The sequence below is a fragment of the Cupriavidus sp. 96C5-1 genome, from assembly GCF_057798855.1.
The window spans coordinates 12,891-28,123 of the sequence record NZ_JBYOJU010000061.1 but is presented as its reverse complement, the minus strand read 5'-3'; the positions used below and the strand labels follow the sequence as shown (position 1 = coordinate 28,123).

The 15,233-nt window shown below is 66.7% G+C and carries 13 protein-coding genes; 8 read left to right on the top strand and 5 right to left on the bottom strand.

The features are described from left to right. Window positions 1-10 precede the first annotated feature (10 nt). The 4 genes from AC3FOF_RS40065 to AC3FOF_RS40050 all read right to left on the bottom strand — a co-directional run bounded on the left by AC3FOF_RS40065 (window position 11) and on the right by AC3FOF_RS40050 (window position 3,835). Entirely contained in the window at window positions 11-304 is a 294-nt protein-coding gene (locus tag AC3FOF_RS40065; protein ID WP_488729772.1) for a hypothetical protein, read from the bottom strand. Window position 305: 1 nt separating this feature from the next. Continuing rightward, window positions 306-563, bottom strand: a complete 258-nt coding sequence (locus tag AC3FOF_RS40060; protein ID WP_488729771.1) for a hypothetical protein — start codon at window positions 561-563, stop codon at window positions 306-308. A gap of 36 nt (window positions 564-599) precedes the next feature. Continuing rightward, window positions 600-2,714 (bottom strand): TonB-dependent receptor domain-containing protein, encoded by a 2,115-nt coding sequence (locus AC3FOF_RS40055; protein ID WP_488729770.1) that lies wholly within the window; start codon window positions 2,712-2,714, stop codon window positions 600-602. A 125-nt stretch (window positions 2,715-2,839) separates the two neighbouring features. Continuing rightward, window positions 2,840-3,835 carry a helix-turn-helix transcriptional regulator gene (locus AC3FOF_RS40050; protein ID WP_488729783.1) on the bottom strand — a complete coding sequence of 332 codons (996 nt, stop codon included), beginning with the start codon at window positions 3,833-3,835 and terminating at the stop codon, window positions 2,840-2,842. 1,011 nt (window positions 3,836-4,846) lie between these two features. Here AC3FOF_RS40050 and iscB point away from each other — a divergent pair. Together iscB and AC3FOF_RS40040 are read left to right on the top strand one after the other, a co-directional pair. Then, window positions 4,847-6,250 carry an RNA-guided endonuclease IscB gene (iscB, locus tag AC3FOF_RS40045; protein ID WP_488729769.1) on the top strand — a complete coding sequence of 468 codons (1,404 nt, stop codon included), beginning with the start codon at window positions 4,847-4,849 and terminating at the stop codon, window positions 6,248-6,250. Window positions 6,251-6,343: 93 nt separating this feature from the next. Continuing rightward, window positions 6,344-7,078: a uracil-DNA glycosylase family protein gene (locus AC3FOF_RS40040; RefSeq protein ID WP_488729768.1), complete on the top strand. Its 735-nt coding sequence runs from the start codon at window positions 6,344-6,346 to the stop codon at window positions 7,076-7,078. A gap of 165 nt (window positions 7,079-7,243) precedes the next feature. Here AC3FOF_RS40040 and AC3FOF_RS40035 read toward each other — a convergent pair whose 3' ends face one another. Then, window positions 7,244-7,747 (bottom strand): phasin family protein, encoded by a 504-nt coding sequence (locus AC3FOF_RS40035; RefSeq protein WP_017226160.1) that lies wholly within the window; start codon window positions 7,745-7,747, stop codon window positions 7,244-7,246. A 492-nt stretch (window positions 7,748-8,239) separates the two neighbouring features. Between AC3FOF_RS40035 and AC3FOF_RS40030 the strand changes: the two genes are divergently transcribed. The 6 genes from AC3FOF_RS40030 (at window position 8,240) to AC3FOF_RS40005 (ending at window position 15,186) form a co-directional block, all read left to right on the top strand. Continuing rightward, window positions 8,240-9,034, top strand: coding sequence for a class II aldolase/adducin family protein (locus tag AC3FOF_RS40030; protein WP_017226159.1), 795 nt, complete (start codon window positions 8,240-8,242; stop codon window positions 9,032-9,034). 91 nt (window positions 9,035-9,125) lie between these two features. Next, window positions 9,126-10,691: an ABC transporter substrate-binding protein gene (locus AC3FOF_RS40025; protein ID WP_017226158.1), complete on the top strand. Its 1,566-nt coding sequence runs from the start codon at window positions 9,126-9,128 to the stop codon at window positions 10,689-10,691. A 31-nt stretch (window positions 10,692-10,722) separates the two neighbouring features. Next, entirely contained in the window at window positions 10,723-11,697 is a 975-nt protein-coding gene (locus AC3FOF_RS40020; RefSeq protein ID WP_035810278.1) for an ABC transporter permease, read from the top strand. Next, a complete protein-coding gene (locus AC3FOF_RS40015) occupies window positions 11,694-12,536 on the top strand; it encodes an ABC transporter permease (protein ID WP_017226156.1) in 843 nt (280 codons plus the stop codon). The genes AC3FOF_RS40020 and AC3FOF_RS40015 overlap by 4 nt, the downstream gene beginning before the upstream one ends. Then, window positions 12,533-14,194: an ABC transporter ATP-binding protein gene (locus AC3FOF_RS40010; RefSeq protein ID WP_488729767.1), complete on the top strand. Its 1,662-nt coding sequence runs from the start codon at window positions 12,533-12,535 to the stop codon at window positions 14,192-14,194. The genes AC3FOF_RS40015 and AC3FOF_RS40010 overlap by 4 nt, the downstream gene beginning before the upstream one ends. Then, window positions 14,191-15,186: a 2-hydroxyacid dehydrogenase gene (locus tag AC3FOF_RS40005; RefSeq protein ID WP_488729766.1), complete on the top strand. Its 996-nt coding sequence runs from the start codon at window positions 14,191-14,193 to the stop codon at window positions 15,184-15,186. The genes AC3FOF_RS40010 and AC3FOF_RS40005 overlap by 4 nt, the downstream gene beginning before the upstream one ends. Window positions 15,187-15,233: the final 47 nt, after the last annotated feature.

Below are 15,233 nucleotides of genomic sequence, written 5' to 3'. Positions count from 1 at the left end.
ATTCAGCGGACTAGGACAGGCGCGTCAGCGCCAGTGCGCCGAAGACCGCCAGGTTCGCGGCGCCGAGCCACCACCAGGCGCGCGGGCCGCTGCGGAACAGGAAACTGCCGCTCAGGATGCCCAGCCAGACCGGCGGCACCAGCCACATCGCCAATTGGGCCCGGGCGCTCGGCGCCGCGTCTTGCAGCGCGTGCCGGAGCAGGCCGCTGCTGCCCAGGGCAAAGGTGAGCCCCAGCAGCGCGCCGGCCAGCGTCTTGGAAACCCAGTCGCGCCGGATCGCGGGCGCGGAAGACTTGCTCGCCATGTCAAGGACGTCTCAAGGAAATCAGCGCGCCAAGATAGGGCAGCAGCACGAACACCAGCATCGCCCAAGCGCACAGCGTGAAGACGGCGGCCGCCAGTTGTACGGCCTGCGCCAGCATCGCCAGCCCCCCGGCCTGCAGGGCAGCGCCGGCGGCACGCCCCGGCCCGGCGGCAAGCGGCCGGGCCAGCCAGCGCTGATTCGGCGACGTCAGGTACTGGCTGAGGCAGCCCGCAAAGACGAGCAACAGGAACAGGATCATCACCATGTTCATCCGGACGGAAGTTCCAGGGCCGGCTCACATTTCGGCGGTGAGATTCACGGCGAAACGCCGCCCCTGATCGACCAGCCAGTTGCCGCTCAGGCCGTTCGCGCGCGTGCGTTCGTCAACCGGCACCATCTTGTTGGCCAGGTTCAGCACCGCGAAGCTGAGCGAGAAATGCTTGTCGAGGCGGTAACGCCCGCCGATGTCGAAGGTCGTCGTCGACGGCCGCTCACGCACGCCTTGCGCGCCATTGCGGAAAGCGGCCCAGTACTCGGCACCGGTATGGTTGACGCTGGCGTACAGGTGGAGCCGTGGCGCCGGCGTCCAGTCGACCTGCGCGCTGAGCTTGTGCCTGGGCGTCTTGTCGAGCGGATAGCCATTGAGCGAGCTGCCGTTGAACGCCTTCTCGCCGCTGCCGTCGCGGCGCGACTGCGTGAAGGTGTATGCGCCCGAGACCTTGAGCTGCCCGGTGAGCCGCGTGCCTGCGCCGAGCTCGAGCCCGTACAGCTTGACCCGGTCGACGTTGTCGTACACATAGACGTTGCGCCCGGGCGAACGCGGATCGGCCACGCCCGTGTCGTGGCTGGTCACCTTGTTCCTGAACAGGTTGTTGAACAGGGTGAGGCCGGCATACCGCTCGCCATCGGCGTCGTAGCGTATGCCGAGTTCCTCGGTCACGCTGGTCTCCGGCTTCAGGTCCGGGTTCCCGCACAGCGTGCCACGCACCGCGCCCGCCGCGCCACCGGACGTCATGCAGTAGCCGGCGGTGCTTTGGCGCAGCGTCGGCGGTTTGAAGCCGCTTGACACGCCGCCGCGCGCCGTCCACGCCTGGCTCAGCTTGTAGACGCCGTAGACGCGCGGGCTGACGTGGCTGCCATAGCGCTCGTCGTGGTCGAGCCGCAGGCCCGTCGTGAGCGTGAAGCGATCGCTGAGGAAGTGGTCGTTCTCGCCGAACAGCGCCCATGCGTTGCGTTTGATGTGGTCCGCATTGATCGGGTAACCGGTCGGCACGGCATCCTGCCGCCCCACGCCCGACAGCCCGGTCCAGATGTGCTGGCCGCCTGCCGTCAGAACGTTGCGTCCACGCCACCAGGGGATCTCGACCCTCCCCTCCAGCACCGTGCCGGTGACAGCGGGCTTCACCGGCGAGCTGCCGACCGGCGTCCAGCGCTCCTGGGTGCCGCGCTCGCCGAACAGCGACAGCGTCGAGTTGCCGAAGTCCCAGCGGCCGTTGTGCGTGACGCCCCAGTAGTCGCGCACGTGGCGCGTCTCGACGATCGCTGTCGTCGCCGTGCCAGGTGTGAGAGGCGCATCGCTCCTGCCAGGCGTGCTGAGGTAGCTCAACTGCTCTCGACCCGCGTTGAAGCTGATGTCCTGGCGGGCCGTCGGCTTGGCCGAGAGCCTGACGTCGACGCTCCCGGTACGCTGCCCGTTCGCGCCGTTCGACCCGCTTAGCGGGTAGTAGATACTGTCCTCGCCGCGATGAAGCGCCCTGCCCGACACCTGGAGACCAAGCACGTCCGCCTTGAGCGGACCGCCGACCCAGAAATCGACGCTCTGCGTATCGCCCTGGTTCGACTCGTGCTGCCAGACGCTGCCCGCCGTGATCGTGCCGCCCCAGCGCTTGGGCACCTTGCGCGTGATCACGTTGATCACGCCGCCCATCGCATCGGCGCCATACAGCGACGACATGGGTCCGCGCACGATCTCGATGCGTTCGATGGCGCTCAACGGCGGCATCAGGTTGCTCTGCACGCCGGCGGTGCCGCGGTTCATCGTCTCCCGGGTGCTCTGGCGACGGCCATCGACGAGGATCAGGGTGTACTCGCCCGGCATGCCGCGGATCGAAATGTCCTGGTCGCTCGGAGACGCGCCGACAACGCTGACCCCCTCGATGTTGCCAACGATCTCGTTGAGCGACGTGTACGGCTTCGCCTCGATGTCTTCCCGCGTGATCACCGAGATGCTCGCGGGCGCTTCCTTGATCGCCTGCTCGCGCTGGCTGGCGGTCACGACGACGGGCGCCAGCGTCGTTGTGCCATCCGTGGGCGCTGACGCCCCCTGCGCCCATGCGCACGGCGCGCCGATCAGGGACAGGCCGGCGATGACGACCGGCTTCCACACGCAGGTTGTTGCAGGAATCGACATGGCAGCGTTCTTGTCCTCTTATAGTGGAATAATGAAAATAAGTATCATTCGCACTATAAGAGACGGAGAACGCCAAAAACTTTGCGGGAGCCACGAAGACCTTTGCCTGACGCACAGGAGCGCCGTCAGGTCTGGCCGCCGCGCCGCGCCTGCTTCGGCGTCACGCCGAAGCGGCGCTTGTAGGCCGTGGCGAAGTTCTCGGCGCCGGCGTAGCCGGCGAGCACGGCCGCCTGCTTGACGCTGACCGCATCGCGCTCGAGCGCAAGGCGCGCGCGCTGCAGGTTGTTCTCGCGCAGGAAGTCGAAGATGGTCGTGCCGAAGACGGCACGGAACTGCCGCTGCATCGCATTCGCGTTCATGCCGGCGTGACGCGCGATCGCGTCGAGCGACAGCCGCTGCGCCGCCTCGCTGCCAAGAAACGCGCGCAGATCCGCCATCCGGCGGTAATCGCGCGGGCCGAGCACCGCCGAGTCCGGGACGCCCGCCGGCGTGACCGACTGCAGCGGCTCGAACACCTCGCCCAACAGGTCGAGCACGCGGCTTTCCAGATAGATGGCTTGCAGCATGGATTGATAGGCGGGCGGCCGCACGATTTGCTCGGCCAGCGCCGCCGCGCGCGGCGTAGGCGGCCCGACGCGCATCGACAAGTGCGTGGATAGCAGCGAATCCAGATGCGCCGGCATGGCCGCGCCGCTCGCCGCCTGCAGTTGCGCGAGCCAGTCACCCGACACGCCGAGGCTGAGCCGCCGCGCATAGCGGCCCTTGCTGAACCGGCGGCGGAACGTGTCCGGCTCGACCGCGTTGAAGAGGAGCGATTGGGGGCGCGATTGGGGGCGCAACCGGGCCTGCGCAAGCGGCGCGCGTACCAGCGCAGGCGCCGCGCGCCGGGCAGCCGTCCTCAATGCGACGGGGCGCTCGCCGTACCACAGGTCGAGCGCGCCCTCGAGCAGCAATACGACATGCAGGCCCGGTGTGCACAGTCCCGTGACCACGGCATCGAACTCGTCCACCGCGTCGTCGGCATGGAGGGACAAGCCCGGCCGCACCTCACGGATTTTTACCCTGTGCGCCGCCAGTCCTGGGCGCTCGGCATCTGGACGGGCTTCTCCCTCAGCGGTCATCACCATCGTGCCATTCCCCCGGTGGCGCGGCGCCATGGTGCGCCTGCCCCCTTTCGTCGATCCATCGGACCATCGGCATGCCGTTTGGCATCACCCGATGATTGCAAATGCGAATTATTCGCATCCCCATGCTATCCGGACCGGCGTGATGCTGACAAGCGCATTTTCACTACATCGGTGCGGCCGTTTGCTGCCGAACACCAGCGCGCCGAATCACTGGTCCTCATGACGAACCCCATCCATGCTCACGCGGCATCGATCCGATCAAGAGCGCCAATGGAATAATGGAATAACGGACAAAATACATGGGCGCGCACCATGTTTTCGGATTAGTCTGATTTTCAGCATAGGGAACGCAGAGCGGAATGGATCCGTCGTGCCATCTACCTGTCAGAGCCCCGATCGGAATCGGCGCCCCATGACAAATACACATGCATGACTTCCACGGCTTCAAACCTGCCGTTCCGACAGCAAGGCCTGGCATCCATTCCCGTAGCGCCGTCAAAGCAGCTGGCAGAATTCAATGTTGTGATAGGGATTGTTGAGCGCGTGGATTTCCGGTTCGCAGCCTGCGCGTTCTACTCGAACGCTCGAAGCAGGAGTGACATACCCACGGTTCGGCCAACTTGGTGCCAAAATGGGAACGGCGTAATGGCCTGGAGCCATCGATAACGTGCTTAGGGAGTGCTGCGAATGGATGCGCTTCCCGTGCCCGGCTTTTGTGTCAGGTCAACTACCCCGGCCTAAAGGCCGGAGCTTGTAAAGGCAACTGACCAAGCTCGGGTTGACCAGGCAAAGCGGTAACCAACCCGCTACGTTGTGAATAGGTGCAAGACCAACGTTGGGATGCTTCACTCAGTCCCAACCTCTTGAAGCCCCGGTTGCAGACAAGCGACAGGGTAAGCACGAAACGGATCGGGGCAGATCGCCGGTTCGCAACATTGCCGAGGAGAGACTTCCCGCAAGGGAGGCGTCACCAGGCCCGTAAGGGCACCTTTTGGGAGAGATTGCGTGGCAGTCTTTGTGTTGGACAAGAGCGGCAAGCCACTCATGCCGTGCAGCGAGAAGCGAGCAAGATTGCTGCTGACGCGCGGCCGCGCGCGCGTGCACCGTGTGATGCCCTTCGCTATCCGTCTGGTGGATCGGCAAAAGGCGGACTGCTCCCTGCAACCGCTTCGCCTGAAGCTCGATCCCGGCAGCAAGCGAACTGGCGTGGCAATCGTTCGCGAGGCCGGCTCCGGCGACGACAAGACGGCTCGGCATGCTGCCGTCCTGTCCCTGGCGGAACTGATCCACCGCGGCGCGCAGATCAGCCTGAGCCTGACCGCACGGCGGGCTATGCGCCGGGCACGACGCGGTCGCAAGACGCGCTATCGGGCCGCCCGCTTCAGCAACCGACGCAAGCCAGCGGGGTGGCTGGCGCCTAGCCTGCAGCACCGTGTCGACACGACGATGGCCTGGGTAAGCCGTTTCCTGGCACTCGCGCCGATTACCGCCATCAGCACCGAACTCGTCCGCTTCGACATGCAGGCGATGCAGAACCCGGAGATAACGGGCGTCGAGTACCAACTAGGGGAACTGGCAGGCTACGAAATCCGTGAATATCTGCTTGAGAAATGGGGGCGGCAGTGCGCCTACTGCGATGCCCGCGACACGCCGCTGGAGATGGAGCACATCGAAGCACGCGCCGCCGGCGGGTCGAATCGCATATCCAATCTCACGCTCGCTTGCTTGCCTTGCAATCGCAAGAAAGCAGCGCGGCCCCTCGCTGAGTTCCTGCGCAAGGATCCAGAACGCGTCAAACGGATTCTGGCACGGGCAAAGGCATCACTTCGCGACGCCGCAGCCGTCAACTCGACCCGCTGGGCGCTATATAACGCGCTGGTGACCACGGGCCTGCCGGTGGAGACCGGATCGGGCGGTCGAACCAAGTACAACCGCCGGCGCCTCGAACTGCCAAAGACCCATGCGCTGGACGCAGCGTGCGTTGGCGTGGTGGATTCTGTCTCGGCCTGGCAGAAGCCCACGTTGACGATCAAGTGCGCCGGCCGCGGCGCCTACCAGCGCACACGCCTCACAGCGTCTGGTTTCCCCCGCGGCTACTTGATGCGGAGCAAACGCGCGTTTGGCTTCCAGACCGGTGACATGGTCCGGGCCGAAGTGCCGGCGGGGAAGAAGGCTGGCACACATGTGGGCCGGGTCGCGATTCGCGCGACCGGATCCTTCAACATTCAGACCGCCCACGGGCCTGTGCAAGGCATTTCTCATCGCTATTGCAGGATCATTCAGCGCGGTGACGGATACGGTTACTCATTCGTAGCGCATTCCACAATGGAGAGCGGGCAAAGGGGCGACGCTTCGCGTCGCGCGCTATCCCTCCCCGGCCTGAAGGCCGAGGTTTCTCGCGCAAACTGATGAACGATAACCAACAAACGAACCTGCTTCGGACCGACAATGCATGCATAGTCCACTAGCCGCCATTCAAATTGACTCTGTCCGCAACCCGGCATGAAGCACGCCTCGCCTGTCGCTGTTTCCATCGCGGGTGATGACAGCAGCACCGACCTCGATACCCTGCTGACCCAGGTCCGCGCATGCCGCCTGTGCGAAGCCCACCTCCCGCTTGGCCCCCGCCCGGTCGTACAAGCCGCCGCCACGGCCCGCATCCTGATTGTCGGCCAGGCGCCGGGCACGCGCGTGCATGCCAGCGGCATTCCCTGGGATGACCCCAGCGGTGACCGGCTGCGTGAGTGGATGGGCGTGGACAAGACGGTGTTTTACGATGCCGCGCGCATCGCCATCATCCCGATGGGGCTGTGCTACCCGGGCCGTGGCGCCAGTGGCGACCTGCCGCCGCGCAAGGAATGCGCGCCGTTGTGGATGGATGCGCTGCTGGCGCGCCTGCCGGACATCGAACTGACCTTGCTGGTCGGGCAATATGCGCAGCGGCGTTTCCTGGGGGCGGCGGCGCGCGGCGGCGTGACATCAACGGTGGCCGGCTTTGCCGCGCACGGGCCGGGCTATATCCCTCTGCCACACCCTTCGCCGCGCAACCAGGGATGGTTCAAGCACAACAGCTGGTTCGCGCAGGATTTGCTGCCGGTGCTGCGCCAGCGGGTGGAGGCCGTTCTCTCGGCACCCATCAAAGCGAACCGTCGGCTCGGGTCATGCATTCCAGTCACGGCTCCGGGCGTCTCATTAGATGAGAGGTGTGCTGGAGGGGCCGCACAATGCAGCCAATAACGCTCAGATAGCGCGCCGATAACGCTGACATTTCCGAACCGGAGTCACATGCTGCCCGCCCGCCGCATCATTGGCAAGGACGCGCAGCGCAAAAAGAACTGCGCCACGTGGGCGCAGTTTTTCTTGCTGCCGGCTTCTGCTTTCGCAGCGGCCAGCCGTGCCGCCTTACTTTGCAGCCGTGGCGGGCATCACCGATTCCATCGCGTCGCGCATCGGCTTCATGGCCGTTTCATAGGCCGCGACCCAGCTCGGTGCGCCAGCGTCGGCGGCAGGGAATGCGCTGCCGGCGCTCGACATCAGGTTCTTGCCGAACGACGCCATGGCTTCCTGGGTCTGCGTGGCGTAGGTGCGCATCTGGCGCTGGGCTTCCTGCGCGAACTCGGCGCCGGTGCTGGCGAAGATCTCGTTCACATGGCCGGCGTAGGCGTTCATCTTCTGGGCAAACCCATTCGCCAGTTCCGGCTTGAGGCCGGCCATGCCGGCGCCAACGGGCTGCTGGCTGGATTCGCGGACGTAGTTCGTGGTATCCGCCAGGCTGCTCTTGACGGCCTGCATGTTCAGCGCGCTGATTTTTTCCGCACCGCGGGCCAGGGGGCCGACCAGGGCGAGAAACAGGTCGAGGTTGGCTTGCTGGACGCCGAAAAACTGAGCTTGGGTGGGATTTGCCATGAAATAGTCTCCTGGGGATGATCCAACGCTGCCGAAGGGGGTTTCGTGAGCGGCATCATCGCGATTGCTGCAGTGCAGCAATCAGGCGAATGATAGACGCATCCCGGCAAGAGTCAAGCAAATCCAGCAATCGGCGCAAAGTGGCGCCAATGCAACTCGCAATGCCGAGGTGTTGCAATCCGGGCATGCCGCGCCCTTTTCCTGCCGCGCCCCATTCCTGTTCTCCACGCCCCGGGCCAGCCCGCCGGCGCCCATTTCTTGCGCATCGCACCACCAGCGAGCACGCGCTGCCTCCTCACTGCCTGAGCCTGGACCCGCGTGGATGGCCACGATATCCCCTTGAAATTCAAGCAGTTATATACCGCGCCGCAGCAAGGATGAGGGATCCCGGCAAACGTGGCCTGAACTTTGCGTAATCGGTATAAATGCCAACTGTCGACAGCTGACCATCGACCTACAGTTACCCGATCGCCAACCCGAGGAAACCCAAACATGGGCAACAACGTCTCTTCCCGCCTGGTTCCCGCCATCTCCGAGGCCGAGCAACGAGTGCGTGAGGATCTCGCCGCCGCATACCGCCTGGTCGCCCTGTATGGCATGGACGACAGCATCTACACCCATATCTCGGCCCGGGTGCCGGGCACCGGGGACCGCTTCCTGATCAACCCGTTCGGGATGTTGTTCCGGGATATCACCGCGTCTTCGCTGGTGTGCATCGACCTGGACGGCAACATCGTCAGCGGCCCTCCCGGGCAAGACGTGAACCCGGCTGGCTTCACCATCCACAGCGCGGTGCATGCCGCCCGGCACGACGCGGTGTGCGTGCTGCATACGCATACGGTGGCGGGCGTGGCCGTCTCGTCGCTGGCCTGCGGCCTGCAGCCGTCGAATCAGTGGGCGCTGCAATTCCACGACCGCGTGTCGTACCACGACTTCGAAGGCATCGCGCTCGACCATGAGGAGCGCGAGCGGCTGGTGGCCGACCTGGGACCCGACAAGCGCGCCCTGATCCTGCGCAACCACGGCCTGGTGACGTTGGGCCGCAGCGTGGCCGAGGCCTTCATCCTGATGCACAACCTGGAGCGCGCCTGCCGCGTGCAGGTGGCGATCCAGTCCAGCGGCCAGCCGGTCAATCCGGTGCCGGCAGCCATCTGCGAGAAGACCGCGCGCCAGTATGAGAGCGGCGACACCAACCGCAAGCCGGGCGCAGCCGACCCGTACGCGCGCGAATGGCGCGCCTTGCTGGAGCGGCTGGAGCCAGCCGCCGCCACGTCGTTCCGCGACTGACGCCCTGCCCGCCTTACCCATTCCGGCTTGTCGGTTACGTGTCTTTACGTGTTGCCAGTTATCTGTCCCTAGCCCCCAGGAGAGTTCCGCAATGAATCGTCGCCAACTGATCAAGATGGGTGTTGCCACCACCGGGCTGTCGCTCGCCGGTGTTCCGTTCCACGTCCTCGCGGCGGGAAAGAAGGGGGGCGTGATCAACGCGCTCGTGCAGCCGGAGCCGTCCGGCCTGATGATCGGCATCACCCAGAACGGCCCCACCCAGCTGATCTCCGGCAACATCTACGAGGGGCTGCTGCGCTATGACGAGAAGCTGGAACCGCAGCCTTCGCTGGCAACCTCCTGGACGGTGAACCCGGCCGGCACCTTGTACACGTTCAAGCTCAAGCCCAAGGTCACCTGGCATGACGGCAAGCCGTTCACCGCGGCTGACGTGGTGTTCTCCGCCGACGTGTTCCTGCGCAAGACGCATGCCCGGCTGCGCGCCAACCTGGCGGCGGTGGAGAGCATCCGCGCGGTGGACCCGCTCACGGTCGAGTTCAAGCTGAAATACCCATTTGGCCCCTTCCTCGGCATCTTCGAAGTGGGCACCATGCCCATGGTGCCCAAGCATATCTACGAGGGCACGGATTTCCTGACCAACCCGGCCAACGCCCGGCCCATCGGCACCGGTCCGCTGAAGTTCAAGGAATGGGTGCGCGGCTCGTACATCCAGCTGGTGCGCAACGAGGCATATCACCAGCCCGACGTGCCGCTGGTCGACAGCGTGTACTTCCACGTGATTCCCGATGCGTCGGCGCGGGCCGCCGCGTTCGAGTCCGGCAAGGTCGACCTGGTGCCCGGCGGCGCGGTGGAGTACTTCGACGTGGCGCGCCTGAGCAAGCTGCCCGGCGTGCAGGTCACCACCAAGGGCTGGGAATTCTTCGCCCCGCACTCCTGGCTGTGGGTCAACAACCGCAAGGCGCCGATGGACAATATCAAGTTCCGCCAGGCGCTGGCCTTTGCCATCGACCGCGACGCGATCGCCAAGGTGGCCTGGCAAGGCTATGCGAAGAGCGCAACCGGCCCCTTCAACAGCCACATCAAGTACGCCAGCACCGACGTGGCCAAGTATCCGCGCGACCTGGCCCGCGCCAAACAGTTGCTGGCCGAATCCGGCTACAAGGGCGAGACCCTGCGCCTGCTTCCCCTGCCCTATGGTGAAACCTGGACCCGCTCGGCCGAGATCGTGCGCCAGAACCTGCAGCAGGCCGGCGTGAAGATCGAGATGACGCCGACCGACGTGGCGGGCTGGGGCGAGCGGCTGAACAAGTGGGACTACGACCTTGCCTTCACCTACGTCTACCAGTACGGCGACCCGGCCCTGGGCGTGGCGCGCAACTACACCTCGGACAACATCGCGCAGGGCTCGCCGTTCAACAACGTCGAGGGCTATCGCAACGCCAAGGTCGACGAGCTGTTCCAGGCCGGCGCGCGCGAGATCGACCCGGCCAAGCGCGCGGCGATCTATCACGAGGTGCAGAAGATCCTGGTCGACGAGATGCCGGTGGTGTGGATGCACGAGCTCAACTTCCCCACGCTGTACCGCAGCCGCATCAACAATCCCATCAGTTCCGGCATTGGCCTGAACGACGGCATCGGCCGCGCCTGGCTGGCGTGATGGCAGTCATCTTCTTCTCTGGGGCAAAGCCATGAGTCGTACGCAGCGCATGCTAGGCCGGGTGGTACAGGGCGTGATCGCGATCCTGGTCATCGCAACCGTCAACTTCCTGCTGATCCGGGCCGCGCCGGGCGACCCGGTCTCGGTGATGGCCGGCGAGGCCGGCGCCTCCGACCCGCAGTTCGTCGCGCAGCTGCGCACGCAGTTCGGGCTGGACAAGCCGGTGCCGGAGCAGCTCGCCACCTACCTCGGCCACGTGGTGCACCTGGACCTGGGCTTCTCCTACCGGCAGCAGCAGCCGGTGCTGGACCTGATCCTGCAGCGCCTGCCGGCCACGCTGATCCTGACCGGCAGCGCCTTCCTGCTCTCGGTGCTGTTCGGCGTGGTGCTGGGGGCATGGGCGAGCCGGCGCGCGGGGAGCTGGGTGGACAACGCCATCACCCTGTTCGCCCTGGTGTTCTACGCCACGCCGCTCTACTGGCTGGCGATGATGGCGGTGCTGCTGTTCTCGGTGAAGCTCGACTGGCTGCCCGGCTTTGGCTACTTCACCGTGGGGGCGGACCTGCACGGCCTGGCGCTGGCGTTCGACATTGCCTCGCACCTGGTGCTGCCCGCGCTCACGCTGGCGCTGTTCTACATGGCGGTGTATGCGCGGATGACCCGGGCCTCGATGCTGGAGGTGGCGCAGATGGATTTCGTCAAGACCGCGCGCGCCAAGGGCGTACGCCCGGGACGCATCCAGCGCGCCCACATCCTGCGCAACGCGCTGCTGCCGGTGGTGACGCTGGCCGGCATCCAGGCCGGCGGCATGATCGGCGGCGCGGTGCTGACCGAGACGGTGTTCGCCTGGCCCGGCATCGGCCGGCTGATGTTCGATGCCCTGCTGCAGCGCGACTACAACCTGCTGCTGGGCTGCTTCCTGGTCACCGCGGCCATGGCCGTGTTGTTCAACCTGTTGACCGACTTTGTCTACACGCTGGTCGACCCGCGGATCGAGATGCAATGAAAAATACTTTCTGGCGGCGCTTCTGCCGCAACAAGGCGGCCGTGCTCGGCATGGCGGTGCTGGTGGGCTTTGCCGTGCTCGCGCTGTTCGGCCCGTGGCTGGCCGGGCACGATCCCTGGGACATGGTGCAGCAGCCGTTCCTGCAACCCATGCAGGAGCCCGGCTTTGCCATGGGCACCGACACCATGGGGCGCGACATCCTGGCGGGCGTGATCCACGGCGCGCGCATCTCGCTGCTGATCGGCGTGGTGTCCACCGTGGTCTCGCTGCTGATCGGCGTGACGCTGGGCGCCATCTCCGGCTACTTCGGCGGCTGGATCGATGCGGCGCTGATGCGCTTCACGGAGCTGTTCCAGGCGGTGCCGAGCTTTGCGCTGGCGCTGGTGCTGGTGGCGATCTTCGAGCCGTCGATCGGCTCCATCGTGGCGGCCATCGCCATCGTGTCCTGGCCGCCGGTGGCGCGCCTGGTGCGCAGCGAGTTCCTCACGCTGCGCCAGCGCGACTTCGTGCAGGCCGCCAAGCTGGCCGGGCAATCGACGCCGCGCATCATCCTGTCGCAGATCCTGCCCAATGCCAGCTCCCCGATCGTGGTGATGGCCTCGCTGATGGTGGCGACCGCCATCCTGCTCGAATCCAGCCTGAGCTTCCTTGGGCTCGGCGACCCCAACCACATGAGCTGGGGCTATATGGTGGGCTCGGCCCGCACGGTGCTGCGCCAGGCCTGGTGGATGGCGGTGTTTCCCGGCACGGCCATCCTGCTGACGGTGCTGGCGCTCAATATGGTGGGCGAAGGCCTGAACGACGCGCTGAACGCGCGCCTTGGCGGGAGCGGACGATGAGCACGCCGGTACTTGATATCCAGGACCTGAGCATCCGCCTGCCGGCCGGCGGCGACCGCACGCTGGCGGTGCAAGGCGCCTCGCTGACGCTGCAGGCCGGCCAGACGCTGTGCGTGGTGGGCGAGTCCGGCTCGGGCAAGTCCATGATCGCCAATGCGGTGATGGGCCTGCTGCCGCGGCCGCACGTGGAGCCGGTTGCCGGGCGCATCCTGTTCGAGGGCCAGGACCTGCTGCGGCTGGATGACGACGCCATGCGCGATTTGCGCGGGCAGAAGATCGGCATGGTGTTCCAGGAGCCCATGACCGCGCTCAACCCGGTGATGCGCATCGGCGACCAGATCGCTGAAGTCTTCGACGCGCACCTGCGCCTGTCCGCCACCGAAAAGCGCAGGCGCATCGTGGCGGCGCTGGCCGACGTGGGCCTGCCCGATCCGGCGCTGCTGTACGACAGCTACCCCTTCCGCCTGTCGGGCGGACAGCGCCAGCGCGTGATGATCGCGTGCGCCATGGCGCTGGAGCCGCGCCTGCTGATCGCCGATGAGCCCACCACCGCGCTCGACGTGACCACGCAGGCGCAGATCCTGCAATTGATCCGCGACCTGCAGAAGCGGCGCGGCATGGCCGTGCTGTTCATCACGCACGACTTTGGCGTGGTGTCGGAGATCGCCGACCAGGTGGTGGTCATGCAGACCGGCAACATCGTCGAGGCCGGGCCGGCCGCGCGCGTGCTGACCGATCCGCAGCACCCCTACACCCGCAAGCTGATCAGCGCCATTCCGGGTGGCCATCTGCGCCAGCCCCCCGCGCAGGCCGAGGTCAACCGGGTCCTGCAGGTGCAGGACCTGTGCAAGACCTACCGCACCGGCGGCGGCCTGCTGCGGCGCGGGCGCGAGGTGCAGGCCGCGCGCAACGTGAACTTCGAGCTGCTGCGCGGGCAGACGCTCGGGCTGGTGGGCGAATCGGGCTCCGGCAAATCCACCGTGGGCCGCTGCATCGTCGGCCTGGCACCGTTCGACAGCGGCCGCATCGTGATCAACGGGCGCAACCTGTCCCAGGGCGGCGGGCTGCTGCAGCGCGCGGGCGGCAAGCTGCAGATGGTGTTCCAGGACCCCTATGCGTCGCTCAATCCGCGCCACCGGATCGGCGCGGCCATCGCGGCTGGCCCCATCGCGCAGGGCGTGTCGCGCGAAGAAGCGCAAGCCCGCACGCGCGAGCTGCTCGGCCTGGTCGGGCTGGGGCCGGAGGCAGCCGAGCGCTATCCGCATGAATTCTCCGGCGGGCAGCGCCAGCGCATCGGCATTGCCCGGGCCCTGGCCATGCAGCCGGAGCTGCTGGTGGCGGACGAGCCCGTCTCCGCGCTGGATGTGTCGGTGCAGGCGCAGGTGCTGGAGCTGTTCGCCAAGGTGCGCGAGCAATTCAAGCTGGCCATGGTCTTCATCACCCACGACCTGCGCGTGGCCGCGCAGATGTGCGACAAGATCGCGGTGATGCAGCGGGGCGAGGTGGTCGAGTACGGCGAGACGGCCCGCGTGCTGAGCGCGCCCGAGCATCCGTACACGCGCAAGCTGATCGACGCCATCCCACGCCTGGCCAGGGCGCAGGATGTGGACGAGGCGCCGGAGCCGGCCCGCTTGCAGGCCGTCGGAGGCTACGCATGACGCGCACCGATCTCGATAATCCCGCCGAAACCTTGGACATGACGACCGGCAAACCACCGTGCGTGGCACTGCTGAGCAGCGTGCTCGACATGCACTACCTCGTCCCCGCCTTCCGCGCGGCGGCGCCGGGGGTGGACCTGCGCGTTGGACCCGACCTGGGCGCGCTGGGCGACATCGATGCCGCGGTCTGCTGGGCGCCCCCGCCGGGCCTGCTGGCCGCCATGCCCAACCTGCAGCTGGTGCAGTCGCTGGGCGCGGGCATCGACCACCTGCTGAGCGACCCGGACCTGCCCAGCGGGCCCACCGTCTGCCGCATCGTGGATACCGCCATGGCCGGCAGCATGACGGCCTACGTGACGTGGGCCGTGATCCACCACCAGCGCAGCATGGGCGCGTATCTTGCCAGCGCGGCGGCCGGGCAGTGGCAGGAGCAGCCCATCGTGGCACCATCGCGCTACCGCGTGGGCATCGCAGGGCTTGGCACGCTGGGCATTGCCAGCGCCCGCGCGCTGCAGGCCGTGGGCTACGCGGTGCGCGGCTGGAGCCGCGGCCCCAAGGCGGACCTGCCCGAGGGCGTCGAAGGGTTCCACGGCCAGGACGGCCTGGATGCCTTCCTGGCGGGCTGCGATGCGCTGGTCTGCCTGCTGCCGCTGACCGCGCAGACGCAGGGCTTCCTGTGCGCCGGCCTGTTCGCCCGCCTGCCGCGCGGCGCGCATCTGATCAACGTGGGCCGCGGCAGCCACCTGGTTGAGGCCGACCTGCTGCGCGCATTGGACGACGGCACGCTGGGCGCGGCCACGCTGGACGCGTTCCAGCACGAGCCGCTGCCATCCGCGCATCCGTTCTGGCGGCATCCGCGCATCAAAGCCACGCCACACGTGGCGGCACGCACCGATTCGGCCACGATCGCGCGCCAGACGCTGGATAATCTGGCTCAGCTGCGCCGCGGGCAGCGACCCGCGGTGGCGGTCGACCCGGCACAGGGATATTGATCTTGGCCTTGCCATGCCGCCGCGCCAACTCTCCGACACACCAGACC

What these genes read in the sequence shown, in the direction of transcription:
- AC3FOF_RS40065 (WP_488729772.1), bottom strand. Translation starts at nt 304, where the DNA reads ATGGCGAGCAAGTCTTCCGCGCCCGCGATCCGGCGCGACTGGGTTTCC.
- AC3FOF_RS40060 (WP_488729771.1), bottom strand. Translation starts at nt 563, where the DNA reads ATGATCCTGTTCCTGTTGCTCGTCTTTGCGGGCTGCCTCAGCCAGTAC.
- AC3FOF_RS40055 (WP_488729770.1), bottom strand. Translation starts at nt 2,714, where the DNA reads ATGTCGATTCCTGCAACAACCTGCGTGTGGAAGCCGGTCGTCATCGCC.
- AC3FOF_RS40050 (WP_488729783.1), bottom strand. Translation starts at nt 3,835, where the DNA reads ATGACCGCTGAGGGAGAAGCCCGTCCAGATGCCGAGCGCCCAGGACTG.
- AC3FOF_RS40040 (WP_488729768.1), top strand. Translation starts at nt 6,344, where the DNA reads ATGAAGCACGCCTCGCCTGTCGCTGTTTCCATCGCGGGTGATGACAGC.
- AC3FOF_RS40035 (WP_017226160.1), bottom strand. Translation starts at nt 7,747, where the DNA reads ATGGCAAATCCCACCCAAGCTCAGTTTTTCGGCGTCCAGCAAGCCAAC.
- AC3FOF_RS40030 (WP_017226159.1), top strand. Translation starts at nt 8,240, where the DNA reads ATGGGCAACAACGTCTCTTCCCGCCTGGTTCCCGCCATCTCCGAGGCC.
- AC3FOF_RS40025 (WP_017226158.1), top strand. Translation starts at nt 9,126, where the DNA reads ATGAATCGTCGCCAACTGATCAAGATGGGTGTTGCCACCACCGGGCTG.
- AC3FOF_RS40020 (WP_035810278.1), top strand. Translation starts at nt 10,723, where the DNA reads ATGAGTCGTACGCAGCGCATGCTAGGCCGGGTGGTACAGGGCGTGATC.
- AC3FOF_RS40015 (WP_017226156.1), top strand. Translation starts at nt 11,694, where the DNA reads ATGAAAAATACTTTCTGGCGGCGCTTCTGCCGCAACAAGGCGGCCGTG.
- AC3FOF_RS40010 (WP_488729767.1), top strand. Translation starts at nt 12,533, where the DNA reads ATGAGCACGCCGGTACTTGATATCCAGGACCTGAGCATCCGCCTGCCG.
- AC3FOF_RS40005 (WP_488729766.1), top strand. Translation starts at nt 14,191, where the DNA reads ATGACGCGCACCGATCTCGATAATCCCGCCGAAACCTTGGACATGACG.